We start from the raw sequence: 25623 nt of genomic DNA, 5'->3' as shown, positions 1-25623 counted from the left end.
AAACCGACACGACTTGTTTAGGGTCTCCATTCGGGAAAGCCCGGCATACGTTCCGCAGCATCTCTTTTATATATCTTGGGGCTTACTCCCGAAAACCGTTTAAAATCGTGAATAAAATGGGATTGGTCGAAATAGTCAAGCGAATACGCAATATCTGTTAATGAAGCACCGCTGCGCTCTTTCAACAATGTAATCGATCGTTGGAAACGCATTATACGGATGTATAACTTTGGGCTAATACCAATATAGCTTTGAAAAAGGCGTTCCAATGAACGTTCAGATAGGTTAAGCTTGTTCAAAAGATGAGGAATGTTACCCCCTCTCTGCAATATCTCTATGGCATAGGTCAGCATTGTACCCGAATCTTGACGACGACCCGCAAGCCTGTTAAAACAGGTAAAAAGACAATTTGCTTGTTCTTCCAGCGAATCAGCATGGAGCAACTGTTCGGTCAAAGAGGTTTTAATCAGATCATGAATATTTATATGCTCGTCCCTTAGCTCGTTGGCATTCAGATTGAATAAACTTTTAAGGGCCGTCGGTCGAAAATTTATACCGCTTAGCTGAATACGCCCTTTCGCTTGTAAATTTCCATAGTGCGTTGCTTGGCCAAAAATAAACAACTGTGGTAATCGCTCCCCTCCAAAACCAGTAAATACGGCGGGATCTCGCTGAAAAATGAGTCCGGGAAAGCCACTGGACATAACCGTAAATACCCTTTGTGACATATCATCGACGGGTGCTTCCAAAGACCATAGGCAACTAATATATCGTGCTAACGATGGCGGCGGCGCTATTGTCCGATAATTCATATTCTAAACTTTGCTTTGCTAAAATACGGGATCAAAAAAAATAAAAAAAGAGCGGATACCCATAAGGCCGGATTTAACGCTTTAATAAGAGAACGTTGATCTTTAACAAAGACGCATGATCTCCATTAACTGTTGACATCAATGGCCTTTCAAAGAAATCGGTACAATTTATTCACATAATAAGTATCTTTCTTTCGTAATTTCATGTAGGTGTATTTATTATTTTTACCTGTAAATAAGTTTCATCGGCTATAGTAGTAAGTATCACGAATGCCTCAAAAGCCACAAATAACATGAAAAGAAAACCGAAAATAAATCATATAATACCACTTCTTGTCTTGACTTTTTTGCTATCTTATTTTAGAACGCTTGCGCAAGATCGTCCGAATATTATTGTGATCTTGGCAGACGATTTAGGATATGCCGACTTAGGGTGTTATGGAAGTGAAATTCCAACACCAAACCTGGATAATTTAGCTAAACGAGGTATCCGCTTTACCAATTTCTATAATACTGCTCGCTGTTGCCCTTCTCGTGCGACTTTGCTTACAGGCGTTTACGCTCACCAAGCCGGTATTGGGCACATGATGGACGACAAGGGGCCTGAACATCCGGGATACCGCGGACAGCTGAATGATCACACAATCACCATCGCCGAATTATTGAAAAATGCAGGCTATTTTACCGCTATGACCGGCAAATGGCATGTCGGCCAGCCTCATGGCGTAGTTCCCTGGAAGAGAGGCTTCGATCGTTCACTGAATGCACCGGCAGGTGGCTTTTACTACGGTAACGGAAAGAACGCAAAACTTTTTTTAAATGGCCGTGCATTAGACAATAACGCTAAAGAATTACCCAAGAACTGGTACTCAACCGACTTATGGACAGACTATGGATTGCGCTTCATTGATGAAGCTATTTCAGAAAAAAAGCCCTTCTTATTATATTTGGCGCACAATGCTCCCCACTTTCCATTACAGGCTCCGGCTGCTGAAATTGAAAAATTTAAAGGTAAATATATGAAAGGTTGGGACGCATTACGACGGGAACGCTATGAAAAACAAAAGAAACTTGGGCTGATTGATCCGTCTTGGAAATTGCCACCATTCAACCCTAATGTACCTAAATGGGAAACCCTCAGTAAGAAAGAAAAAGAAAAGTATGATCACATCATGGCTATTTACGCCGCTGTAATAACGCATCTTGATAAAAGTATTGGTGATTTGGTATCGGGACTGGAAAAAAGGGGTGTATTGGACAACACACTGATTCTTTTTATATCCGATAATGGAGGAAACGCAGAACCGGGCTATGAAGCTAAGTACGAAGGCCCTGATCCTGGATCCTCACAGTCGACCGTGTTTTTAGGACAAGGGTGGGCGGAAGCTGCCTGTACACCATTTTGGTCATATAAGCATCATACCCATGAGGGAGGGATTTCTTCTCCTGCCATTATTTCCTGGCCAAATGGCATCCCTACCTCGCGAAATGGAGCGTTTGAGCGGCAATCTGCGCATATTGTAGACATACTAGCAACGCTCGCTGAGATCGGCAGGGCCGACTACCCGAACAGCTGGAAAGGAAAGGCAATTTTACCGCCTGAAGGGATTAGTTTAAAACCTGTCTTAGCTGGTCAAAGACTTAAAAGATCGCAGTCCATCTTTTGGGAACACGAAGGGAATAAGGCTGTACTAGATGGCAGATGGAAGCTTGTTGCCGAGTGGCCTGAAACATGGCAACTCTATGATCTACAAGCCGATCGCACCGAATTGCACAACTTGATATTGGAAGAACCGGAAGTGGCCGGGCGCTTAAAACAACAATATGAATCGTGGTTTAAGCGTGTAGGCGCCGAAGCATGGGATAAAGGAGTGAAGTGGTTCTATGATTATGAAAAAGCGAAAAGCGAAACAATAAAATAATTTATACTCGCCTACAATTTGTATCTTTCATGTATCAAAAAGTGACTTTATGAACTTCTTAATTTTTTTTACGCTGATTCTTTTTACGGCAACGGGCTATGCCCAGCAACCCGAGCAAACAACATCAAAAAAGATTCATCAATTAAGAATCTATGAGATTTTTGATCATAATAAAGATGCATTTCATAAAAGATTTAACGATCATGCGCTGCGTATCATGAAGTCTTATAACTTTCATATTTTAGGTATGTGGGAAGCTAAAACTGATGATAAAACTAAATTTATCTATTTATTAGAATGGCCTGATACACAAACGATGGAAAGCTCTTGGAGTAAATTCATGGCAGATGAAGAATGGAAAAACATTAAACAGGAAACGGGAAAAACGCATGGTGTTATGGTCGGCGAAATTGAAGATATAAGAATGAATTCTGTCCCTTATTTCCCTACCTCCGGTTTATCCAACCACTTCACTCGTGGCAACTGATCAATACTAAAGGATATTCCCTGCATTAGGGCAACCTAAGTGTGTAGTACCGGCTAAAAGATAATTGAGAATTTCTTTTAAAAAAATTGCGTAGCTAAATAACTACACATATATTTGTAGTCAAATAGCTACATGATGAACTTAAGAAGAGACGTATTCCAAGCCATAGCTGATCCAACCAGAAGGGCTATACTTTTATTGCTTGCTTCGCAATCGATGACTGCAGGCACCATCGCTTCCAACTTTGATACCGCCAGGCCGACCGTTTCCAAACATCTTCAAATACTTACAGCGTGCGAATTGCTTGCTCAAGAGCAAAATGGAAGAGAGATTTACTATCACTTAAACCCTCGAAAGATGAAAGAAATTGCGGATTTTATTGAACAATTCAGGCAATTATGGGAGGATCGATTCGACAAGCTCGAGCATATTATGAAAAACTACAAAATAGATCAATAAGAATTATGAAATATAAGACGCAGGTGCATGCCGTAGATGGTAAGCAGGAATTAATGATTACGAGAGAATTTGATTTACCTCTAGAACTTCTTTTTAAGGCTCATGTAGAGCCTGAAATTGTTAAACAGTGGATGGGAACGAATGTATTAAAACTTGAAGGTAAAAAGCATGGTAGTTGGCAATTCGAAACAAGAGATGAGCAGGGAAACGTTCTTTTTCGGGCCAACGGAACAATCCACGCGTTTATTCCAAACCAAAAAATCATACGGACATTCGAAATGGAAAATGCACCTTTTGACGTTCAACTTGAGTTTCTGGAATTTGAACAACTTACGGTCGACACAAGCAAACTCACGATACACACAATATTTAGATCGGTAGCTCTTCGCGACGAAATGCTAAAGTTACCTTTTGCCCAAGGCATTAACATGGCACATAACCGTCTACAAAACATGGTAAACAAATTAAAACAAGAAAGATGAATATGCTAAATCGCTCCGCTGGCAAAGCACGAAAAATTACTTATTGGATTGCTACACTTTGGCTTTCATTGGGAATGCTTTCGACCGGAATTGTCCAATTAATAAAAATAAAAGAGGAGGTCGATGTGACATTACATTTAGGCTATCCGATCTATTTATTAACAATAATAGGTATTTGGAAAATTTTAGGTGTTGTAACGGTGCTTATTCCTAAATTTGCTTTATTAAAGGAATGGGCTTATGCAGGTTTTTTCTTTGCTATGTCGGGAGCGATATTTTCTCACATAGCATCCTGCGATCCGGTGAAAGAAATATTTCCGCCGCTACTTCTTTTAGTTTTAACGGTAATATCTTGGTATTTCAGACCGGCGGAGAGAACGCTTGTCACAGCTAACCGATAATCGAATAGACCTAGTATGCTACCGCAGACTATTAAAAAACTAAAAAAAACATGAATCCTAAAGTTGATTTCTTCTTCAATGAGGAACAAAAGTGGCAAAACGCATTTAAAAGACTAAGAACGATTATACTTGACTGTCAGCTAAGCGAAGAACTGAAGTGGGGTAATCCTTGTTACACGTTCCGAAACACTTCTCCTGATAACCAAGAAAGAAACATCGTTTTAATCCACGGATTTAAAGAATATTGCGCCCTTCTGTTTTTCAAAGGAGCTCTCTTGCAGGACATCAACGGCATCTTAATTCAGCAAACAGAAAATGTGCAGGCAGCGCGCCAAATCCGATTCACGCATGTGCAACAGATAATCGAGATGGAAGCCCTCATAAAGGCTTACATATATGAAGCGATTGAAGTAGAAAAAGCAGGATTGAAAGTAAATTTCAAAAAGACTGCGGATTTTACAATCCCGGACGAATTTCTGCATAAGCTAAATAAAACACCGGTTTTGAAAGCTGCATTTGAAGCATTGACACCAGGCCGGCAAAGAGCCTACATCTTTCATTTTTCTCAGCCTAAACAGGCGAAGACAAGAGAAGCGAGGATTGAAAAGTGTATACCACTAATACTGGAGGGAAAAGGATTAAACGATTAATATGTTGGTTTGATGCTTTCTGAAGTCGTAAACTAAATCATCTTAATTGAACTGAATAACAAAGCAAAAATAATATGGCAAATAATACAAAGAGGTTGTCTAAAGAGCAATCTGAAGAGCTATTCAAGACATTGAAAATGCGCTTTGAAAAAAATATGCAACGTCATAAGAATCTTGACTGGACAAAAATACAGGCACGATTGGAGGGAAATCCTGAAAAGCTCTGGTCTCTACATGAAATGGAAGTGACTGAAGGTGAACCGGACGTTGTCGGCTTAGATCAAACTACAGATGAATACATCTTTTTTGATTGTTCAGCGGAAAGCCCAAAGGGGCGTCGAAGCATTTGCTATGACCGCGTCGCACTGGATTCAAGAAAAGAACATAAACCGAAAAATAGCGCGATGGATATGGCTGCTGAAATGGGTATTGAAATGTTAACGGAAGAACAGTATCACTCCTTACAGGAGCTTGGAAAGTTCGACATGAAGACATCCAGCTGGATAATAACACCCGAAAATATTCGAAAACTTGGCGGTGCTCTTTTTTGCGATCGTCGGTATGACCATGTCTTTGTATATCACAATGGTGCCGACTCTTATTATGCTGCTAGGGGTTTTCGTGGTTCGCTTAGGATCTAATTTGATTTAGAGGACAAATATTAGACCTAAACAAAATAAACCCCGGCTAATGCCGGGGTTCGAAACAAGTACATATAAATATTTAATATATTATATTAACGTTTATCTTTTTAAATTGGTATCACTAAGATTAAAATCCGCGAGGAATACCATCTGCGTCTTGTAACCGTAAACTCATAAATTGAATTACTCGGATCAAGGTATTTTAATCTCTCTGGCCGTTTCTACATAAAGCATAATCTGATTGACAACCCGTGGTAGATTTCTTTTCACCTCGTCTGACCAAAAACGAAAAACAGTATAGCCCATTTCTCTAAGTTTTTCATGATTGATACGGTCTTTCTGCATGTTACGTTCAATTTTGGGTATCCAGAATGCCTTGTTGCTTTTAATTTGATGTTTGTTCTTTTCCCAATTATAACCATGCCAAAATTCACCGTCAACAAAAATTGCCAATTTGTATTTTTTTATAACGATATCGGGTTTGCCGGGTAAGGCCTTATCATGTAATCTAAAACGCAGATTTTTGGCCCAAAGCGCACGACGCAGCGTCAACTCCGGTTTAGAGTTTTTGCCTTTCACACGCGACATGTTGTAACTACGCTGCTTCGTAGTATAAAAGCCGGCCGCCTCTTCAAAGCGTGGCACCTTAATGGGATCTTCGCCTGCGGGATGAAATACCATAACACAAAGATAACACTCTTTAATGAGGCTTGTTTTAAGGCTGTCTATTACAATGTACATGCGTAAGAATCGCTGGTGCCACTTACTGGAGCGGGGCTTGGGCCTTCTTGAATTTCCATTACGTATCGTCATGATTTTTCTGTCATATAAAGGACTTAAGAATTACAATTACATTGCTATTGGATGGCTAGTCCATACTGTTTACGACTTGCTCCATCATTTTTGCGGAAATCCCATTGTCCCTATGTCACCAAGCTCATCAGCAGGGTGTGCCGTATGCGATCCGGTGCTCGCTATCTGGTTCTTTATGGGCGCTCCCTCCGTTTTCGAGCTTTTCAAAAAGAGAACATTTGTAGAACTCCAATAACGTTATCGCATGTATCATTTTATTGTTGGAAGGCATTTATGGCAATTTTAAAAACCGTTTGCTAAGTAGCGCGTTACTTCAGTAGAACATATAAACCGAGCACTAATGGCATCACACAAATTGTTTATCTTCCATCTTTTATCGTTGATTATTTTTTTTCACGCCGCCTGTTCGAACGGCAAGGATCCGGAAAAATATATAGGCTTTTGGCTAGACCCGGGCGATGAGTTGGCGATACCGACAGAAATTAAGCAAAAAAATGGGAAGCTTTATATCGTGATGAATGTTAATGGTGAGCAGACTGAATTACCGGCTATGTTTGATCGGGAGGGAAAATCTATCCTTGCCAAACTACCGATGCCTACCGGTAATTTGGTCGATGTGAAAGCACTTTATCTAAGTGAAAGCAAGCGCCTGCAAATGGATATCGCCGGTATGTCAAACGAACTTTCCAAAATATCTGAAGCGGTGGCAACTGAGCGCAAAAAAAAGATAAACGAATTTTATGATCCAAGCTTCTTCGTAGGTAAGTGGATTGACATAAAAACAACCAATCCGGATTCCATTGAAATTTCGAAGCAAGACGACCATTACTTTCTTAAAACAAAACTCGATAGCACGGAAATACGCTATAATAAGCGTTTTTTTGAATGGTTTTACATGGGTAATCCCAATACGATACGTCGATTGAAAAACGGAAATATCGAATGGTCTATCGGTGCTTTACGTACGGAATATAGAAGACTGTGATTAACTACTCCAAATTTAAATTATGATCATTTTCGAACGCCAGTGTTCATAATCGAACAGTGATAGAGAATTAAAATCGTTAGCAAACACAAAAAAAAGCGCTTTTAAAGGTGGCAAGCTTCTTGGTAGGTATCGGTTACACCCCTACTTTTAATGCGATGGTGTTGAACCAGTAGGCAGATTTATTTGTAAAATGATCAATAATACCTTGAAAATTGCCCTGCGCCATTTATGGCGCAATCGCCTTTTTACTACTTTAAATGTTTTCGGCCTGTGTATCAGCATCTCCGCTTGCTGGATTATATATCGTATTATTGGTTACGAATTCAGCTATGATGCACAACTCCCTAACAAGGAACATATCTACAAAGTTATTTCCTCTTTCGTTTCTGAAGATAAAACTTCAAAAATGGGGGGCGTGGCGGCACCCTTATACCAAGGAATCCAGGAAGAAATTACCGGATTGGAGCACGTAGTTCCCGTATTCTTTCAGGGAATTAACCGCGCGGAAACGCAGCGGAATGGAGAAAAGTTTACATTAGAGGACCCACAGCATGTCGCAGCAACGAATAACCAATACTTTCAAATGTTGCCCTATAATTGGTTAGCAGGCGACAAAGTAACGGCCTTAACAGATCCAAAAAGTGTTGTCCTTACCGAGCGTCGTGCAAAGGAATATTTTCCAAATGCAAAACCGGAAGATATGTTACATCAAACGATTACTTATTATGGGCGGGATACTGTACAACGAACGGTAACCGGCATCGTATCCGATTTTAATAAACCTTCCGAATTTATCGCGGAGGAAATGATTGCCCTGCCTGGAAAAGTTTATGAAAGCTACATGTGGACAAACACAAATGGAGGTGATCGTCTTTATCTACAATTCAAAAAAGATGCAAATGTAATCGCCAAGCTCAAGCAGATTAACGAGCTTGATAAAAGACATTGGAAAGCTTTTGCAGATGAACGGGGAAGTGAATTAAAGAAAACCAAATCGTATGAATTATTACCTATACAAGAGGTGCATTTTGCAACTGATGTAAGCGATTATGGTATTAGTAAAACCAGTAAACCGGTCATGTTTGGACTAGTAGGCATCGGTGTTTTTTTATTGATACTTGCCTGCATCAACTATATCAATACAAGCGTTGCCCAAATGCCGCAACGGGGAAAGGAAATAGGCGTGCGAAAGACCTTGGGAAGCAGTAAATGGCATTTGATGAACCAATTTTTAGTGGAAACGCTATTGACTACACTTATAGCGTCGATATTGGCGTTTGCTTTCGGCAAAATCGGATTTTCAATATTAAAGGAGCTTATTCCTATAGGAGTTACCTTTAGCGGCGAACCTCATGTATTCCCGCTATTCGTAAGCATCATTATAATACTAATAACATGTTTAGCGGGCCTTTATCCAAGCTGGCTTATCACGAGGGTAAAAACAGTGGAAGTGTTTAAAAATTCCTTCACTGTGATCCGCTCGGGCTCGCGATTCAGCTTACAACAGGCATTAATTATATTTCAGTTTGCCATTGCCATGGTGTTTATTATCTGCACCATTATTGTCGGCGCACAATTGCGCCATACGTTGAAAGCAGACATGGGATTTAATAAAGAAGCCATCGTGTTGATTGATATACCGTGGAAATATCTTGGTGATGCTCGTTATAGCAATAAGCAATTTACGTTGTTCTCTGAACTACGCAAACAACCAGGCATCAAATCTGTAGCCTTAGGTATCCCGCCCCTTTCCTCCGGGTATTCGTCCAGTCCTTTCCAGACTGCAGTGGATGGCAAAGACTTAAACATGATAAAAATGTTTAAAAAGAACATAGATACAGCGTACCTCCGACTTTATCAAATGCAACTCGTTGCAGGAAGAAATATACTTCCTTCTGATACGATCAGCGAATTTGTGATTAACGAGACCGCTGTTAAGGCTTTTGGCTTTCCTTCTCCCAAAGAGGCTCTCGGTAAAATGATCAATCAGTTAGGCAACACCAAACATGCTATTGTAGGTGTCGTGAAAGACTTTCATACACAAGATTTTTATACTTCAATAGAGCCTTTGGTCATGATGTCAGACAAGTCAAGCCTGTCTACATTGAATATTAAATTAGATACAGAGAATACGGATCAATGGCAAGCAACGCTTAAAGCAATTGAACATCAGTGGCGTAACTTCTATCCACCTGAAGGTTTTCGATACACCTTTTATGATGAAACAATCGAGGCCATGTACAAACAAGAAAGGCAAATTGCTAAACTTATTAACCTAGCGATGGCGATAACACTCTTCATCAGTTGTCTTGGCTTATTTGGCTTGGTTACGTTGACTGCTTTCCAGCGCACAAAGGAAATTGGCATACGAAAAGTGTTAGGTGCAACGGCCATGGGCATAGTAACCATGTTATCGAAGGATTTTATAAAGCTTGTAGTAATTGCCCTAATTGTGGCGTCGCCCGTTGCCTGGTGGGCGATGAATAAATGGTTAGAAAACTTTGTCTATAAAATTAATATTGAATGGTGGATGTTTGTGGTAGCAGCCGCTTCGGCAATCACCATCGCTTTGCTGACGGTTAGTTGGCAGGCCATCCGTGCAGCCCTTGTCAATCCGGTAGATAGTTTAAGGAATGAATGACTATATTTAATTGCCTCGCCTAAATCTATGTAATCACCTCGGGTAACACCTCTCCTTACCCGACGGGGCCTATCTTTGAGCTGTCAGTGGATATTGTCAGCTTGTTTTAGCAATTTTATGTAAATTGGCATCGATGCCAATGGAAATTTGCATTTCAATAAACATCGGACACCTAAAATGATTTTTGCAACAGATTTTTTGCGGAAGAGAAAAGTGGTGCTTTGGCATATCGTAGGCTGGATTATCCTGATCGCTTATGAGGTAAGTTTTATAGTGGCGTTGAAGGTGGGTTTAACGCTTGGCAGAGCTTTGTGTTCGTATAGTCTCGCTATCGCATTATTTTATTTCCATGCCCATTGGGTATTAACCAGAAAAAACAAATACTGGCTGTTTTTCCTTATACCGATCGAAATCATCGCCTATTATACAATTCAGACACTTTTCCTTTATTTAGGAGTCGATACTGAAAACAGCGGCCGTTATAATTTCGACACCCTATTGATTAAACATAGTTATCGCGCCCTTTTCTTTATAATGCTGAGCACAGTATATTGGATTTTTATTAATGCGCTGCAGAAGCACCGACAAGTAGCGAAATTAGAACAAGAACGTGCTGAAAATGAGCAAAAACAGGCAGAACTGAAAATGAAATTAATAAAATCACAAAATGCTAAACTGCGTACGCAAATTGAACCGCATTTCATTTTCAACACCATGAACTTCATCTATGATGCAGTAGAAGGCGTATCAGAAAAAGCAGGCGAGGCAGTTTTGCTCTTGTCGGAGATCATGCGCTATACCTTGCAGAAAACAGATGATGACCATGAGGTACCGCTTCAGATGGAACTGGAGAACATCCGAAATCTCATTAGAATAAACCACATAAGAACCAATGGCAAGTTAAATATCACCCTAGAAATCAATTTGGTAGACTATGACCTGAATGAATTAAAAATTCTTCCTCTTTTGTTTACTACCTTTGTGGAGAACATGTATAAACATGGCGATTTAACGGACCACCAGGCTCCCGGTATTGTTTACGTAATTGCCGAACATGGTGAACTTGTATTTAAAACCTGGAATAAAAAACGTACACATATGCCTGTTCAGGGGACTTTCGTCGGCATTTCAAATGCGCGCGAAAGACTGCAAAGCTTTTACAATGACCGTTTTAGCCTATCCATTGAAAACAGAGTTCATGACTTCTTGATTGAGCTCAAAATTAGATATGCGCATGATACGTTGTTATGTAGTTGATGATGAAGCAGCTTCTGTAAGCCTGCTAAGCAAATTCATAAACAAAACGCCCACCCTTGAATTATTGGGATCCTCATTAAATCCCTTGGAAGCTTTACAAAAATTTCAACAAAATGAAATCAGGGCCGACATCACCTTTCTTGACATTAACATGCCTGAAATATCAGGTTTGGAATTAGCCAATTTAATTAAAGACTATACGCATATTGTCTTTACTACAGCTCATACGCAATACGGTTTAGAAGCATTTGATCGTGACGTTATCGACTACATTGCTAAACCTTTTGGATACGAACGATTTTTAAAAGCGGTATCGCGTTATCAAAAACTTAAGCAGAGCACCCAACAGCCAAGCAAAAAAGAAAATTACTTCTTTATTAAAAGCGATATAAAGGGTAAGTTGATCCGTGTTTTAATAGACAAAATTCTGTACATCGAGTCGACGGCCAATTATATCACCATTTATACACCTACTGAAAGCTATATGACTTATATAACCTTAACTGAAGCAGAGGAATATTTAAAGCCATATGATTTTGTCAGAGTGCATAAGTCTATTATCGTCAATCCAAAAAATATTAAGTCGATTGAAGGCAATAAGATTTTACTTGGCAATGAATTGACAATTTTAGCAAGTCCCGGCTATCGAAAAATATTATCTGAAAAAGTCAACCAAAGTTTATTGATCTCTAAGCGACGCAACTAGCACTCCCATTAGTTTAAATATCAATACCCCACTCCTGCTCATAGAGTGGGGTAAAGAATGGATTATTTAGCGGAGAGTAGTTCAAAAATGCGCTTCCCGATATCGCTGTTTTGCATAAAACCAGTAAACCTAGCGGCTCCGGGGCCATAACCGTATACAGGAATAGGGGCACCGGTATGGTCATTTGTAACGAACTCACCGAGTACGAAGCCCTTCTCATAGTCACCATCCACCAATACTAATCCGCCTGTTTCATGATCAGAGGTCACCACTACCAGTGTTCCCTCATTTTTATCGGCATATTGCAAGGCCTTTCCCAATATCCTATCAAAGCTTAGATATTCCTCAATACATTGTGCAATCTTATTGCTGTGTCCACCCCCGTCAATTTTAGCGCCTTCAACCATCATAAAAAAACGATCATGCCGCTTTTCCATTAGAGCCAAGGCATCGTCAAATGCATCTTCCAACATATGATAGCCCCTGGAAGGATCATCTTGGGCCAGACAAATAAGCTGCTCGCCGGAAACGGTATCCAGCTCATGTGGGTCGGTACAAATAACGGTACCTTTTGCCACTAACTGTTGTTTCAGTTTAGCGCTATCTGCGACTAAGCTTGGGTGGCTGCCGCCTACAAATAACTTTACAGGGCTTTTAAGAATATCATAAGCGATGGCTGTCGAATGGTCGCGCTCGCTTTGATGTGCAAAGAAAGAGGCGAGTGTTGCGCCGGTAAGTCGATCGTTTGTGAGAATAGCACTTGGTATCTGTATGTTATTCAACTTCTCCGGTAAATTGGGCAAAGCTTTGCCGGTACTATCGTTACCGATGTATCGATTTTTTGTTTTTTCACCCGTAGCAAAAGCTGTCGCACCTGCTGCGGAATCAGTGTTGTAATCATCCGCCGGTGCAGTGTTCTGAAAACCAATATGCTTAAACTGTGTCATATTCAATTGGCCACCATTGATGGTCGCTGCTGCCCATTGCTGGTTGAAACCTGCTCCGTCGCTGATAAGCAAAATGACCCGCTTCACCTTTCCTTTCGTACCATCCTGCTTATAGCTTGGCCGATATATTTCATGCTTATTTTTACGGGTATAACTATTCACCTCGTATCTATTTAAAAAGCTAGCCAGAATATTCGGTGAATCGGTATTTAGGTAATCTACTCCCAATTTTATAAAGGCCTGCCAGGCCGTTTTGGTGTCGGGACAGCCCCAGAAGCGTACGGGTTTACCAACTGCATGCACCGAATCGATAAAATGCTTTACTTTGTTCCGCTCCGGCTCAGTTATTCTTCCCAAACCGTTCCAAACACTGAAAGACTGAAAAGGTGCACTATAGAATGCGACTCGTTTAAGCTGTTCATCGCTATAGCGAAGCTGTGTACGGCCGTCAAAGTAAAATATTGGATCAAAGGCCCCGAAACGCTCCGGCTTAGGCATATCACCACTAATTACTAAACGCACGGCATCCGGATTTCGGTTTACATCAAAATAAGCCCGAATGGGGGCAAGTTGGCGCTCCAATGCTTTCAAGGTAGGTTCTCCATCTGTTTTTAAGTCGATCAAAAATTGTAGTTGCCCACCTTCAGGGTATACCTTACCATTATGCAAAGATATCTGTTGCAATAAGGGCTTTAGATAGAGATTCTGAATGGTGTGTCCGGGTTTAATCTCCTCCTCTTCGTGTGCTACATAAAGTGAATCATTTTTCAGAAACACGTCTATTTCGATGGAAGCAAAACGATTCGCATAAGCTGTATAAAAAGGCTGTGCTTGTAAATAATCGTTGTGCGAATGCGCGTTTTTGTTAACCGTGTACTGCTGTGCGTGCGCAAACAGCCCGCTACTTGCCAAGCTGCACGCACATATCCATTTTCTTATATTCATCTAATACTTTTATGGTTGAAACCAAACTTTTGTATTATGAGTAGGCATGTTACCTCCCATTGTGTCATTTACCCATTGAATCAGATTGGGGTTATTTTGTTCATTATCCGAATACACATATCGAACAGGAATAGGTGCCAATACCGATGGTCCGGGCTTTAACTGTGGATAACCGGTACGTCTCCAAGAAGCCCAAGCCTCATAGCCATTTAAAAAAGCATCTATCCATTGCTGCTCGGCGATCTGTTGCAAAGCTGTTTCTTCCCGAAGTGCTATATCGGTACGCCTTAAGAAACCCGTTGTCTCCGCTTGACTGATATAAGGCGTTTCCTCGTTGGGTGCCTGACCTACTTGTGGCCATTTAGCCAATGAAGCGGCTATCCCCTCTAAATAAACAGCCGCCGCATCTCCCTGCACCCCCATATTTCTCACGATTGCCTCTGCTTTTAAAAACAGAAGTTCACTATAAGTGAAGAGGAAGGCCCTATTTTCTTTTCTTATTCGTTTACCCAATACGGAATAATCATCTTTATTGAGGCCTGTTTGCTGGTACAAAGCGTTCTGCTCCAATGAACTCAATCCAACCCGCTGTCCACGATAAACATAAGGAACAGTAGAGTTACTACGATGGGCGTTATAGGAATTTTTTGTCGGGGCTACATAAATTTTCATCCGAGGGTCGGCCACTTTCTGCAACATATCTACCATCGTCTCGCTTACACGATCGTTCGCATCGAAGTTTACACCACTACCATCTGCCGGCGGATTAAGAATAAACCACCGGTATAAATCGGCATTATTATTATAAACTAATGTAGCTTGATCTTCCACTTTTTCGAATATTGGATATTCCGAAGGATTATTAAAAATGGCGCTTACCGCAGCTGCGACATCTGCTTTTTGCGATTGGCGCATCAATATACGGATTTTTAAAGAGTTGGCGAATTTACGCCAAGCACCGGTGTTTCCATTATATAGGATATCGCGATTGATGGTCAATGAGGGATCTATGCCTTTTAGTAATTGATTGGCTTGCTCCAGATCGTTAAGCATTAGTCCATATACCTCCTGCTGCGATTGATAATGTGGAAATTCCAATCCTGCCACATCCCCTTTTCCAGCTTCGTCATAAGGTATATCCCCATAGGCGTCGCTCATGATCGATAAAATATAAACCTTGCAAATCAAGGCAACCGCTTCATAATGCGGCAATTGATTCTCCTGTGCAAGTAAACGTAGCTGATTCACATCTTTAATCAGACGCATCGCGCCGTTCCATTCCTCACGAAAAGAGGCTCCCGTCAGATTGTACCGGCCATCCTCCTCACTTGTTCCGCCCAAATAGGCAATATGCTGAACAAATTGTCCTGCCCTACTGCCTCCACTGGCAGTCATGGTGCTAACAGCACCACTGAGTATGGGGGGTAATAGCATTTCAGGAGGTACAATATCCGGATTATTAGGATTAATGTTAATTGCTTCAAAGTCTTTACACGATCCAAAAATGAGTAAAAGGATCGACAGTGAAAAATAGATCAACTTCTTCATGGTGCTTTCTCTAAAAGTTAATATTTAACGCAGCGCCAAAGCTACGTAGTGAAGGAAGTGAAAAGGCTTCTAAACCCTGAAATTGGCCATCGTAACCGGATACTTCAGGATCAATGTTGGGCACGTCCGACCATAGGACAAGGTTACGTCCCACTAGCGAAAAGCTTGCCTGTCTTATCGGTGTACGCGTCAGTAATTTTTCGGGCAGTCGGTATGTAATTTTCACCTCCCTCAGTTTTATATAAGAAGCATCAAAAGTGGCAATACGGTCATTGTTATAGTAAGCTCGCCAATAGTTACGCACCGTAACTTCTGTATCGTTCGGTTCGCCCGTATCAATATCAACCCCTTCACCAATCATTGTACCACCACCATTTGCATCCCGATTTACTAAGGATTCCTTCAAAGAGCCACTATTGATTCCCTCAATATAAGTACGTGAATGTACAACACCTCCTTTCTGAAATCCGAAGAGGAAGCTGAGGTCAAAATTGCGATAGGAAAATTGGTTAGTAATCCCTCCGGTATAATCAGGATTCACATTACCCAAGTATCCCCAGTCGCCATTTTCTTCTTGGGGTAAACCGTTACGATGCGTCAGTGTACCGTTCTGATAAATCAGGTAATCACCGTACAGAGAGCCGAAAGAACCATCACCTTTTGTATTTTCGGTACGCATTTCCAAAGATGCCCAACGCTCAAGCTGACGGATACGCGAAATGCCTAAATCTTCCGCCAAGTAGAGCACTCGGTTTCTATTTAGCCCAAAGTTCACATTTACGTTCCAACTAAATTGATTCGTTCTTATGGGGGTTACATCTATCATTAGTTCAACACCATTATTCTTCATTTTACCTACATTCATTAACTTCGTATCGTATCCTGCCGAAGGGTTTAGCGTAACGGGAATAATCAGATCGGTGGTAGTGCTTCTATAATAAGTAAAGTCGATCCCCAAGCGGTTATTGAAAAATCTTGAATCAAAACCAAATTCATATGAGCTAACTTTCTCGGGCCGAATGTCCGGATTGGGATAATTATTATTGTGTACAGCAACCGTCTCACCATTCCATCCCTGTGTAACCTGGAAATTTGGCATCGTCTGGTAGGGCTCGAGATCTCGCCTTACCGAAGAAAGGCTACTGCGAAGTTTTAAATAGCTTAAGGCGTCGCTACGCCAACCGAAAAGTTCAGTTGCCACCAAACTGAGGGATGCCGATGGATAGAAATAAGATCTATTTTGTTTTGGTAATGCACTTGACCAGTCGTTTCTCCCGGTGAGATCTAAAAAAAGAGCGTCTTTATAGCCAACCTGAGCAGTTCCATAAACTGAATTTATTTTTTTTTGTTGACGAATATTACCTGACACAATGGGAGAAGCGTTATTCGTCAGGTTGTACACATTGGGAATTGATAGACGATCTACAATAGCGCCGAGCCGTTTTGATTCCTGATTCATCAAATTCCCTCCCAAGGATGCATTTACGCTAAAATCGTCGTTGATCTTGGTATGATAAGAAAGTAAGGCATCATGATTCGTTTCAAGAAAATAAACATCATCTTCCTGATAATATCCATTAACATATTGTGCCGATGACACTGCATGACGCATCGTACGCTTATCATTATAGAAATCACGACCGGTACGCAGCATGAGGCTTAAGTTCGGCAAGAAGTTATAGGTAAACTTTACATTACCGTAAACCCGATCACGGTTGTTACCGTTTAGATTTTCGTAAGCAACAAAATAAGGATTGTTTAATCGACTGCTGTTTAAACCCCAAATGGGCGAAAGTTGCCTCGTTCGCAATGAACCATCTGCCCAATAATTACGCAAGCTATTTATGTTCACATTTCGAGGCATATATAGGAAGATTTTCATGATGGCATCCTCATTCTTGGCACCATAACTTGCGCGGTTATCACTTCCTGAATTAACATAGTTCATATTCACATCTATTTTTAACTTAGGAGTAATAGCATAACCTGCATTTAACCCAACAGCATTACGACTTAAATCGGTATTCGGTACAATTCCGCGCTGAGAGGTATTTGTATAAGAAAATCGGAAATTTAACTTTTCATTACTTCCCGCTATAGCTAAATTATTAGTGAAAGTTTGTCCTGTTTGAAAAAAGTCTTTCAATTGATTTGGATAGGCAATAAAGGAAGTAGGTATACGCTGCCCTGTAGCTGGATCGATTGGTGAGTCAAATTGCGGAATTAGCTGGCCATTCAGGCGTGGCCCCCAGTTTTCCATCACATTATCGTTTAAGCCGCCTCCCATGCCGTCTACATAGCTATATTCGCCATCGCGGCCCTGGCCATATTCGTACTGATAATCCGGTAATTTAAGTGGAGTCTCTGCGCTCGCTTGCGAATTGAAACTAACGCCAACACCCTTTGTTCCCTTGCCCGACTTGGTAGTAATTAATACAACGCCGTTTGCTGCACGCGAACCATAAAGCGCCGCAGCATTTGGTCCTTTTAAAACGGTTATGCTCTCAATATCATTGGGGTCAAGTTCTCCCGCCGCATTTCCATAATCTACTTCTCCTTCTCCGGCAGTGAAATTCGGATTATTAAAATCTTGCCTTCCAGTATAAGCCCTGGTCGACTGCTCATTATTGTTACTGATAGGAACGCCGTCTACAACAAATAAGGGCGAGTTATTATAATTGTAACCACTCACAAAATTTTGTCCACGAATTTGTATGTTGGCGGAGGAGCCAATTCCGCCACTCGAATTGGTGATGCGCACACCTGCCACTCTTCCATTCAAGGTATTAAGCAAATTCGTTTCGTGAGATTCTTGAATGGTTTGGCCTTCTACTTTCTGCTGAGAAAAACCAATCGATTTTGCTTCCCTCGATATTCCTAAGGCAGTAACAACCACCTCGTTCAAAGGGTTGTTATCTTCTTGCAAAGTCACGTCGATTCGGGCCTGCCCATTGACAGTTACTTCATGTGACCGATAACCAATATAACTAAAAACAAGTACGCTTTGTGAAGTTGGAACTTGCAATTGATAATGACCATTATGATCGGTAGCCGCTCGCTGAGATGTGCCCTTCACCTGTATATTTGCGCCGATGACAGGACTACCGCTAGTAGCATCACGCACTTGCCCGTTAACGGCTAATCCCTGTTGAACACGGCGAAGTGAAATAGTGCCGGCTTGTTCTTCAAAAACAATTTTTTCTGCTTTAAATAGATCAGACAGTATTTCGGATAGTTTACTATTTTGATAATGTATATGACTGAAAACCAACTTTTCCAGTTGGACGTCTTCTGTAAATGCAAAATCGACAGATGCCTTTCGTTCGATTTCCTTCAGCAGTGTATAAGCATTTACTTTATTAAAAGAGAGATGAATTCGCTTCTCAAGTCCTTGTTCGGGTTTATTTGCCGAAGCCATTGTAATTACCGCGCACATATTAACTAGTAATGCGAGCGATTGTAGTATTGGCAATTTAAAGCGCCAGCGTATTAATTTCATTTGAGTTAAGGGTTGAATTTTTAAAGATTGATTGATATTACTTCCTTTACGGAAGCTATCCTTAATGTATTAGAAGATATTCAAGGATCCATTCGCCTCCTTTCTGTATTGTTTGTTCAACATATGGCAGATAATCTCCAATGTTTGTGAAGCACTCCGTTCATACTTCAGTTTGAGCGTGTACCGATGACTTAGCACAGCTGCGTCGGTACTGATCAAGGATATCCCATAGACATCGCGAAAACACAGCGCCAGCTCTGAAAAAGACACCTGCGCTAAGGATATTGACCCGCCGCGCCAAGCCAGCGTAGCGGGAACAGCTTTCTTTCTGAATCGCTTATTTGCCCGATCATATATATATCCATCACCTCTATGCAACAGCAATGATTGCCCCTTATTTTCACTGCTTACCTGTACACGACCGGTGCTAACTGTTATTTCTGCTTTAGGCCTGTAATCATACGCTTTTACGTTAAAAGATGTACCTAAAACCTGTATAAACAACTCATCCGTTTGTACCCAGAAAGGGCGATCAGCAAGTGGCCGGATTTCAAAAAATGCCTCCCCTCGCAGCTGAACAAAACGTTGTTTTTCTCCATAACCATCTTTCAACACCAATGACGAATTAGCATTTAACGTCACGACAGAGCCGTCCGAAAGTTTTACTGTTTTATATTCTCCCGAGTTGGTAGAAAAGTGCATCACAATCGGCTCTTTGGTACGGTATTTACGGGACGGTAGACCAAAATCAGTAGGCTTGAACCAAGTGATTCCGAGGATCAACATGATAACTGCCGCCGCGACTCTCAACCATGGTGCAAGACGTTTTTGCTTATTACGTTTAAGCTTTGGCTCCTCCTGCTTATTCGCGTCAATATGTTTTCTCAAACGTTCTTTTACACGTAACTTTTCTTCTTCGCCGGGGCGAACTTCCGCCACCGCTCTCTCCTCTTCAAATGAATCGTACCATATGTCTACAAGCTGCCGCTCCACTTTGGTGCTCTCACCTGCATAATATCTTTTCAATAAATCTTTATATACACTAAATTTCACACCTGCTGATTTTATACTATAGTGTATAAAGTGCACGATCTATACTTCAAGAAAAGATGGTTAAATTGTTAAGTTTTTGTAAACAGGATTGTCAGTAAAGAATAAATAGGCAAATGGGGATGCGACTCAATGAGTTTGGTTTTCAACCGTCGCAGCGCTTCCGTGTGGTTGTTTCGAATGGTTTGGTCGGCTAGTTGCAATACTTCGGCTATCTCACCTATCGTATAGTCTTGCATACGCAGCAGAAAAACTCTCCGCATGTTTTCCGGAAAGGCTCGCACTGCCTCATTTATGGTTTGTTGTAGGGATGCAACTTCTAGAAGACTAATAACACCGTCTTCGATCTCTTTCATTCGCTGAAATAAGTGCGCATGCAATTCCTCCTCGCGTTCTTGTTGGCTTGCCCAACGAATAATTTTATATTTAAGCATAGCGCCGAGATAGCCTCCGAGATCGCTTTGAATCTGTAAATTGTGCCGTTGAATCCAAAAATCAGCAAAAACATCTTGTACAAGGTCTTCGGCCAGTTCCCGACTTCGGAGCCTATAATAAGCTCGCTGATAAAGGTGCTCCCAATATCGTTCGAAGAGCTGCTCAAAAGCCGCGGCGTCATCGTTCCGCATGCTTTCGATTAAGGCCTTTTCGCATGTTTCCAGGACAGGTTGCATTCAATTAACTCTTATAGCAAAGATAAGGGGTCTATATTATGGCAACGTTAAATCTTAAGCTAAGAATCTCGTTCTTCTCTGCATTGTTTGTGCGCCACTCCCCATTGTTCGAGTTGTTGCCAAATGGGGATAAGCGCTTGCGCGCTTGCTGTGAGTCGATAGTCGACCCGAGGCGGGACCTCTGCGTAAACTGTACGTTCGACCAATCCATCTCTTTCCAGTTCCTGTAAATGCAAAGTCAACATACGATCGGTAATGCCGGGAATAATTTTTTTTAGCTCACTAAAACGTAGTGTCTTTTTTTCAAGTTTATATAGAATGATCAGCTTCCATCGTCCTCCCAACATATCAACCGCATACATCATGCCGCAAAAGTCTATCAACTTTTCTCGGTTAATGCTATTGGTGGATGTAGGCTTTCTCTTACTCATTATGCAAACTCATTACTTACAATTTTGTGTGCCTCATACAAAGGGTTGCATACTGGCAAATATAAGGATCAGCCAATAATTTTGTCGACGCTTTATTAAAACATAAATATTATTTGTATGAAAATTCTCATTGTATATGCACATCCGGAACCTCAAAGCATGAACGGAGCCTTGTTTAAAATGGCCATCGATACCCTTACCAAAGCCGGGCATGAAGTAAAGGTATCTGATTTATACGAAATGCGTTTTAACGCTATCTCAGATCGAAGCAATTTTGTCAGCGTTCACAATCCGGAATTTTATAAACAGCAATTAGAGGAAGTCCATGCCACGAAAACAAACGGCTTTGCTGACGACATTGAGGCAGAACAACAAAAGGTTGAATGGTGTGACTTGATGATCTGGCAATTTCCGCTTTGGTGGTTTAGTGTACCTGCTATTTTAAAGGGATGGGTGGACCGTGTATTTGCTATGGGACGCTTCTATGGGAACGGTCGCATTTATGAAAAGGGCGTCTTTAGTAATAAAAAGGCTTTACTATCGCTTACTACAGGCGGCGGTAAGAGCGATTATCTAAAAGGTGGTTTTAACGGGGATCTTGCAGGAATCCTGCGTCCGCTTCATCGGGGGATTTTTGAATTTACCGGTTTCGAGGTACTGTCTCCTCACGTCGTCTACGGCCCTGCAAGGTTATCGCCAGCGGATCGTGAGCGTGAACTTGAAATCTGGAGTGAACGACTAATTCAAATTTTCGAAGAGCAAGCTATCTCGGTTGGAGAATACTAAGACACGTCCAAGCCTTCACGCGATCTTTTTGCTCAATCAGGGTAGATCAGGGTTATTTTTCCGGCATGACACTTTGGCTTAGAAAGAATGTACTTTTATAGTCATTACAAAAATTATATATTTGCATCATAAACCATACAAGGCATTAAATGTAGGATTTAATTTCTTTCAATAACAAATGAACATGCGTTGCCAATAATAGCAACCAGGTCTATGCTTGTACCCTTTAAGAAAGAAATTCATGCTTATCCTACGAAATGTTTCCTATATACATCCGGACAAAGAATTGCTGTTTGATAACATTAATCTGACGGTAAACAATCACGATAAAATCGCCTTGATCGGTAATAACGGTTCCGGAAAATCTACGTTACTTAAAATTATCAGCGGCGAACTGAAAGCTACCGGAGAGGTGATGACGGTCACAAGTCCTTATTACGTTCCTCAGATCTTTGGACAATTCAATCACCTGACTATTGCCCAGGCTTTGCGTGTCGAAGAAAAACTACATGCCTTAAGAGAGATACTAGAAGGACGAGCTACGGAAGAACTGATGGATTTGTTAGCTGACGACTGGACCATTGATGAACGTTGTAGAGAGGTTTTGGATCGCTGGCAGCTCAAAGACTTAAACTTGGAACAAGGGATGGATACTTTAAGTGGTGGACAGCGAACAAAAGTTTTCCTAGCAGGAATCTCCATTCACCAACCAGATTTCATACTGCTCGACGAACCCAGCAATCATTTAGATGCTGTAAGTCGAAAATTACTTTATGAGTTTATCGAATCCACTTCGAGCACGCTGCTTATAGTAAGCCATGACAGAACACTATTGAACTTGTTGAATACGGTTTGCGAATTGAATAAACAAGGTATCGCTGTATACGGAGGGAATTACGATTTTTATATCGATCAGAAGAATACAGAAACGATAGCGTTAAATCAGGATATCAAAAGTAAGGAGAAAGCGCTACGTAAAGCTAAAGAGCGCGAACGGGAAACTATAGAAAGACAACAGAAATTGGATGCGCGTGGAAAGAAGAAACAGGAAAAAGCAGGTATTGCGCGCATTATGATGAATACATTAAGAAACAATGCGGAGAAGAGCAGTTCCAAAATTAAAAGCGTACACACAGAGAAAATCGACGGTATTTCGCAAGAGTTACACACCTTACGTTCGGCTGTAGCCGACCTAGATAAAATAAAGCTTGGTTTCGAAGATTCTGTGCTGCATAAAGGGAAATTACTATTTACGGCCGTCGATATCAACTTCGCTTACAAGGAGCATCAACTTTGGAGAAAAAATTTAAGCTTTCAGATCGCCAGCGGAGAGCGCATTAACCTAGCGGGTTCGAACGGTTCAGGAAAAACGACTTTAATCAATATTATTTTGGGACAATTAAGTCCTTCTTTGGGTAACACTTGGCGAGCGATCAACAAGGCAATTTACATAGATCAAGATTACTCACTAATCCGGAATGAGCTCACGGTATATGAACAAGCACAAAGATATAACGAAGCTGCCCTCGAGGAGCATGAAGTTAAGGTTCGTCTCAATCGCTTTTTATTTACAAAAGATGATTGGAACAAGCCTTGTAGCACCTTAAGTGGTGGCGAAAGGATGCGATTGATACTGTGTTGCCTTAATCTAGGCAACAATTCTCCGGATGTAATTATACTTGATGAGCCAACCAATAACCTGGACATCCAAAATATTGAGATATTAACCATAGCGATCAAGGAGTATAGGGGCACGCTGATTGTAGTATCACACGATACCTACTTTTTGGAGCAGATCGGCATTGAGCGAACGATTTATTTATAGGCGGCGGTCCACAGGTGGCTGGTTTTATCTTTTAAGCCTAACCGAATAAATTATTCGTTCATTTATTAAATCTATTTAGCACGAATCCGCCTGTATCAATACCGAAGCCAATAAAGCTAAGATATCGCTTCAACATTTCAAGTCGGGCACCGCCATGATGTTGCTTTATCTTTTATCGTGAAGCGATAAATTCACTTTTTTTGATAAACTCGTACATAATCGACTACAAAACGATTAGGGAATTGGGTATTTCCTAAATCTCCTCCATTGATCCCGCCCATCGCCAGATTCAGCAGGATATAATGAGGCTGCTTAAATGGGTTAAAGCCCGAGCCATCTCGATTCACCAATTCGTCCAATGGAACCTTATTCAATAGGATATCGTCTACGTATAAAGCAATTGCTTCTTCATCCCAATCCATTCGCCACACGTGGAATTCTGATGCCCACTTTTTGCCCCCTAATTCTTTTACCGCTTTTGTTTTACTATACCATTTCGCCTGGTAGGGCTGATCGGTGCCGCAAGCAATATTGGCAAGGATATTACCTTTGTAGTATTCCATGATATCAATCTCACCATTAGATGGCCATTGCTTTGAAATGCCTAAAGTCCAAAAAGCCGGCCAAAGTCCGGCACTGATATTAATTCGTCCTCTCATTTCAAAACGGCCATATTGCCAGCTATGCAAACCGCGGGTATTGATTGAGGAAGAAGTATGCGTTATTTTTGATCTGCTTTCGCTCCATTGCTTGCTATCCGCATTATAATTCGGATTGGCTTTGTCTTCTCTACGTGCTTCAATAATCAATAACCCGCCATCGCACCAAGCGTTGTCTTTTTGATACCACTGTTTCTCTTTGTTCCTGACAAAGCCTTCCTCGAATTTCCAGTTAGCCGTATCGGGTACTCCGGTCTGGTCAAACTCGTCCGACCAAACTAAATGGTATCCCTCCTTTTCATATTTTCCTACAAGATCATTTACGACACGTTGCGCAAAAACAGAGGAAAAACTAATTGTAAATATGATGGCTAAAAGTTCTATATAATTATTCATTCTATGTCAGTTTTGTATCTTGGTTTATCGTTACCAGTTTATTATTAGTACTAAATTTAAAAATCTTTGGCGGAGTTCTTATTTTAATAGCCAATAGGCCCCGCGCCAGCTGTAACGGGCCATCCCGGATTTTGATAAATAGGTGAGGTCTCCGTTGACTGACCATCGGACGAAGAAATCAGAAAATGCTCGGTAAGGTTGATTGGTTTGTTTTCCTCCCTATAAAAAAGAGGGAAGAAACTCCATTTGGATTTATCGAGACGATAAACGCCCATTTTGGTTCCTACCCAAAGATTAGCGGCGCCATCTTCTTCGATGGCTGATACTCTATTGTTTGGTAAGGATAAAGAATCATCAAGGCTGTTTTTGAAAGTCCTAAACTGATAGCCATCATATTGGTTTAAACCATCAAAAGTACCCACCCACATAAATCCATATCGATCTTGGAAAATCGTGGTAACGGAATTATTGGATAAACCCTCCTTTAAACCGATACGCTTAAACTGCGCATTAACTGTCAAAGAAACAATTATCAATAAAATTAAAATGACCGGTTTCTTTCCGCTTGAAGGGTAAAAATAAAACATATCTTTAGGCTTGATAT

Annotated in this window: 24 protein-coding genes; 14 read left to right on the top strand and 10 right to left on the bottom strand. The window is 41.0% G+C overall.

Features of this window, described 5'->3' with window-relative positions:
* Window positions 1-17: 17 nt before the first annotated feature.
* On the bottom strand, window positions 18-812 hold the full coding sequence (locus M1D52_RS01690; protein ID WP_149105095.1) for an AraC family transcriptional regulator: 795 nt from the start codon (window positions 810-812) through the stop codon (window positions 18-20).
* Between the two features lie 293 nt (window positions 813-1105).
* On the opposite strand from M1D52_RS01690, the gene M1D52_RS01685 reads away from it, so the two are divergent.
* The 7 genes from M1D52_RS01685 (at window position 1106) to M1D52_RS01655 (ending at window position 5854) form a co-directional block, all read left to right on the top strand.
* Window positions 1106-2734, top strand: coding sequence for an arylsulfatase (locus tag M1D52_RS01685; RefSeq protein WP_437393944.1), 1629 nt, complete (start codon window positions 1106-1108; stop codon window positions 2732-2734).
* Window positions 2735-2783: 49 nt separating this feature from the next.
* The gene (locus M1D52_RS01680; RefSeq protein ID WP_013664258.1) at window positions 2784-3221 is read left to right on the top strand and encodes an NIPSNAP family protein; all 438 of its coding nucleotides are present in this window, start codon (window positions 2784-2786) and stop codon (window positions 3219-3221) included.
* 135 nt (window positions 3222-3356) lie between these two features.
* Window positions 3357-3680, top strand: coding sequence for an ArsR/SmtB family transcription factor (locus M1D52_RS01675; RefSeq protein WP_041387956.1), 324 nt, complete (start codon window positions 3357-3359; stop codon window positions 3678-3680).
* A gap of 5 nt (window positions 3681-3685) precedes the next feature.
* On the top strand, window positions 3686-4162 hold the full coding sequence (locus M1D52_RS01670) for an SRPBCC domain-containing protein (RefSeq protein WP_041387097.1): 477 nt from the start codon (window positions 3686-3688) through the stop codon (window positions 4160-4162).
* On the top strand, window positions 4159-4563 hold the full coding sequence (locus tag M1D52_RS01665) for a DoxX family protein (RefSeq protein ID WP_013664261.1): 405 nt from the start codon (window positions 4159-4161) through the stop codon (window positions 4561-4563). Before M1D52_RS01670 ends, M1D52_RS01665 begins: the two co-directional genes overlap by 4 nt.
* Before the next feature lie 50 nt (window positions 4564-4613).
* Entirely contained in the window at window positions 4614-5213 is a 600-nt protein-coding gene (locus M1D52_RS01660; protein WP_013664262.1) for a YdeI/OmpD-associated family protein, read from the top strand.
* Window positions 5214-5287: 74 nt separating this feature from the next.
* The gene (locus M1D52_RS01655) at window positions 5288-5854 is read left to right on the top strand and encodes a DUF4256 domain-containing protein (RefSeq protein WP_437393945.1); all 567 of its coding nucleotides are present in this window, start codon (window positions 5288-5290) and stop codon (window positions 5852-5854) included.
* Window positions 5855-6049: 195 nt separating this feature from the next.
* On the opposite strand, the gene M1D52_RS01650 is transcribed toward M1D52_RS01655, so the two are convergent.
* Window positions 6050-6538: a very short patch repair endonuclease gene (locus M1D52_RS01650; protein ID WP_013664264.1), complete on the bottom strand. Its 489-nt coding sequence runs from the start codon at window positions 6536-6538 to the stop codon at window positions 6050-6052.
* A gap of 58 nt (window positions 6539-6596) precedes the next feature.
* Here M1D52_RS01650 and M1D52_RS01645 point away from each other — a divergent pair, with 58 nt between their 5' ends.
* The 5 genes from M1D52_RS01645 to M1D52_RS01625 all read left to right on the top strand — a co-directional run bounded on the left by M1D52_RS01645 (window position 6597) and on the right by M1D52_RS01625 (window position 12262).
* On the top strand, window positions 6597-6905 hold the full coding sequence (locus M1D52_RS01645) for a DUF6010 family protein (RefSeq protein WP_437393946.1): 309 nt from the start codon (window positions 6597-6599) through the stop codon (window positions 6903-6905).
* A gap of 105 nt (window positions 6906-7010) precedes the next feature.
* The gene (locus M1D52_RS01640; protein ID WP_437393947.1) at window positions 7011-7655 is read left to right on the top strand and encodes a hypothetical protein; all 645 of its coding nucleotides are present in this window, start codon (window positions 7011-7013) and stop codon (window positions 7653-7655) included.
* 193 nt (window positions 7656-7848) lie between these two features.
* On the top strand, window positions 7849-10299 hold the full coding sequence (locus M1D52_RS01635) for an FtsX-like permease family protein (RefSeq protein ID WP_437393948.1): 2451 nt from the start codon (window positions 7849-7851) through the stop codon (window positions 10297-10299).
* A 177-nt stretch (window positions 10300-10476) separates the two neighbouring features.
* Window positions 10477-11556: a sensor histidine kinase gene (locus tag M1D52_RS01630; RefSeq protein WP_013664267.1), complete on the top strand. Its 1080-nt coding sequence runs from the start codon at window positions 10477-10479 to the stop codon at window positions 11554-11556.
* Entirely contained in the window at window positions 11534-12262 is a 729-nt protein-coding gene (locus tag M1D52_RS01625) for a LytR/AlgR family response regulator transcription factor (RefSeq protein WP_165446912.1), read from the top strand. The genes M1D52_RS01630 and M1D52_RS01625 overlap by 23 nt, the downstream gene beginning before the upstream one ends.
* A gap of 62 nt (window positions 12263-12324) precedes the next feature.
* On the opposite strand, the gene M1D52_RS01620 is transcribed toward M1D52_RS01625, so the two are convergent.
* The 6 genes from M1D52_RS01620 to M1D52_RS01595 form a co-directional block, all read right to left on the bottom strand.
* On the bottom strand, window positions 12325-14154 hold the full coding sequence (locus M1D52_RS01620; protein WP_437393949.1) for an alkaline phosphatase: 1830 nt from the start codon (window positions 14152-14154) through the stop codon (window positions 12325-12327).
* A 9-nt stretch (window positions 14155-14163) separates the two neighbouring features.
* Entirely contained in the window at window positions 14164-15702 is a 1539-nt protein-coding gene (locus M1D52_RS01615) for a SusD/RagB family nutrient-binding outer membrane lipoprotein (protein ID WP_437393950.1), read from the bottom strand.
* Between the two features lie 10 nt (window positions 15703-15712).
* Window positions 15713-19201: a SusC/RagA family TonB-linked outer membrane protein gene (locus M1D52_RS01610; protein ID WP_437393951.1), complete on the bottom strand. Its 3489-nt coding sequence runs from the start codon at window positions 19199-19201 to the stop codon at window positions 15713-15715.
* A gap of 69 nt (window positions 19202-19270) precedes the next feature.
* Window positions 19271-20254 carry a FecR family protein gene (locus M1D52_RS01605; protein WP_437393952.1) on the bottom strand — a complete coding sequence of 328 codons (984 nt, stop codon included), beginning with the start codon at window positions 20252-20254 and terminating at the stop codon, window positions 19271-19273.
* 68 nt (window positions 20255-20322) lie between these two features.
* The gene (locus M1D52_RS01600; RefSeq protein WP_437393953.1) at window positions 20323-20922 is read right to left on the bottom strand and encodes an RNA polymerase sigma factor; all 600 of its coding nucleotides are present in this window, start codon (window positions 20920-20922) and stop codon (window positions 20323-20325) included.
* A gap of 59 nt (window positions 20923-20981) precedes the next feature.
* Window positions 20982-21353 (bottom strand): winged helix-turn-helix transcriptional regulator, encoded by a 372-nt coding sequence (locus M1D52_RS01595; protein WP_013664274.1) that lies wholly within the window; start codon window positions 21351-21353, stop codon window positions 20982-20984.
* A 117-nt stretch (window positions 21354-21470) separates the two neighbouring features.
* Here M1D52_RS01595 and M1D52_RS01590 point away from each other — a divergent pair, with 117 nt between their 5' ends.
* Window positions 21471-22139 carry an NAD(P)H-dependent oxidoreductase gene (locus M1D52_RS01590; protein WP_013664275.1) on the top strand — a complete coding sequence of 223 codons (669 nt, stop codon included), beginning with the start codon at window positions 21471-21473 and terminating at the stop codon, window positions 22137-22139.
* A 241-nt stretch (window positions 22140-22380) separates the two neighbouring features.
* Window positions 22381-23964 (top strand): ABC-F family ATP-binding cassette domain-containing protein, encoded by a 1584-nt coding sequence (locus M1D52_RS01585; protein WP_437393954.1) that lies wholly within the window; start codon window positions 22381-22383, stop codon window positions 23962-23964.
* Between the two features lie 191 nt (window positions 23965-24155).
* Here M1D52_RS01585 and M1D52_RS01580 read toward each other — a convergent pair whose 3' ends face one another.
* Window positions 24156-25019, bottom strand: a complete 864-nt coding sequence (locus M1D52_RS01580; protein ID WP_437393955.1) for a glycoside hydrolase family 16 protein — start codon at window positions 25017-25019, stop codon at window positions 24156-24158.
* A gap of 83 nt (window positions 25020-25102) precedes the next feature.
* Complete coding sequence (locus tag M1D52_RS01575) at window positions 25103-25606, bottom strand: ligand-binding sensor domain-containing protein (RefSeq protein ID WP_437393956.1); 504 nt, start codon at window positions 25604-25606, stop codon at window positions 25103-25105.
* Between the last annotated feature and the right edge of the window lie 17 nt (window positions 25607-25623).

This window comes from Olivibacter sp. SA151 (assembly GCF_054130995.1).
Note: the sequence above shows the minus strand (reverse complement) of the source record. Positions and strands in the feature narration are given on the sequence as shown.

Coding starts and splice junctions, on each gene's coding strand:
- M1D52_RS01690 (WP_149105095.1), bottom strand. CDS start 812: ATGAATTATCGGACAATAGCGCCGCCGCCATCGTTAGCACGATATATT.
- M1D52_RS01685 (WP_437393944.1), top strand. CDS start 1,106: ATGAAAAGAAAACCGAAAATAAATCATATAATACCACTTCTTGTCTTG.
- M1D52_RS01680 (WP_013664258.1), top strand. CDS start 2,784: ATGAACTTCTTAATTTTTTTTACGCTGATTCTTTTTACGGCAACGGGC.
- M1D52_RS01675 (WP_041387956.1), top strand. CDS start 3,357: ATGAACTTAAGAAGAGACGTATTCCAAGCCATAGCTGATCCAACCAGA.
- M1D52_RS01670 (WP_041387097.1), top strand. CDS start 3,686: ATGAAATATAAGACGCAGGTGCATGCCGTAGATGGTAAGCAGGAATTA.
- M1D52_RS01665 (WP_013664261.1), top strand. CDS start 4,159: ATGAATATGCTAAATCGCTCCGCTGGCAAAGCACGAAAAATTACTTAT.
- M1D52_RS01660 (WP_013664262.1), top strand. CDS start 4,614: ATGAATCCTAAAGTTGATTTCTTCTTCAATGAGGAACAAAAGTGGCAA.
- M1D52_RS01655 (WP_437393945.1), top strand. CDS start 5,288: ATGGCAAATAATACAAAGAGGTTGTCTAAAGAGCAATCTGAAGAGCTA.
- M1D52_RS01650 (WP_013664264.1), bottom strand. CDS start 6,538: ATGGTATTTCATCCCGCAGGCGAAGATCCCATTAAGGTGCCACGCTTT.
- M1D52_RS01645 (WP_437393946.1), top strand. CDS start 6,597: ATGCGTAAGAATCGCTGGTGCCACTTACTGGAGCGGGGCTTGGGCCTT.
- M1D52_RS01640 (WP_437393947.1), top strand. CDS start 7,011: ATGGCATCACACAAATTGTTTATCTTCCATCTTTTATCGTTGATTATT.
- M1D52_RS01635 (WP_437393948.1), top strand. CDS start 7,849: ATGATCAATAATACCTTGAAAATTGCCCTGCGCCATTTATGGCGCAAT.
- M1D52_RS01630 (WP_013664267.1), top strand. CDS start 10,477: ATGATTTTTGCAACAGATTTTTTGCGGAAGAGAAAAGTGGTGCTTTGG.
- M1D52_RS01625 (WP_165446912.1), top strand. CDS start 11,534: ATGATACGTTGTTATGTAGTTGATGATGAAGCAGCTTCTGTAAGCCTG.
- M1D52_RS01620 (WP_437393949.1), bottom strand. CDS start 14,154: ATGAATATAAGAAAATGGATATGTGCGTGCAGCTTGGCAAGTAGCGGG.
- M1D52_RS01615 (WP_437393950.1), bottom strand. CDS start 15,702: ATGAAGAAGTTGATCTATTTTTCACTGTCGATCCTTTTACTCATTTTT.
- M1D52_RS01610 (WP_437393951.1), bottom strand. CDS start 19,201: ATGAAATTAATACGCTGGCGCTTTAAATTGCCAATACTACAATCGCTC.
- M1D52_RS01600 (WP_437393953.1), bottom strand. CDS start 20,922: ATGCAACCTGTCCTGGAAACATGCGAAAAGGCCTTAATCGAAAGCATG.
- M1D52_RS01595 (WP_013664274.1), bottom strand. CDS start 21,353: ATGAGTAAGAGAAAGCCTACATCCACCAATAGCATTAACCGAGAAAAG.
- M1D52_RS01590 (WP_013664275.1), top strand. CDS start 21,471: ATGAAAATTCTCATTGTATATGCACATCCGGAACCTCAAAGCATGAAC.
- M1D52_RS01585 (WP_437393954.1), top strand. CDS start 22,381: ATGCTTATCCTACGAAATGTTTCCTATATACATCCGGACAAAGAATTG.
- M1D52_RS01580 (WP_437393955.1), bottom strand. CDS start 25,019: ATGAATAATTATATAGAACTTTTAGCCATCATATTTACAATTAGTTTT.
- M1D52_RS01575 (WP_437393956.1), bottom strand. CDS start 25,606: ATGTTTTATTTTTACCCTTCAAGCGGAAAGAAACCGGTCATTTTAATT.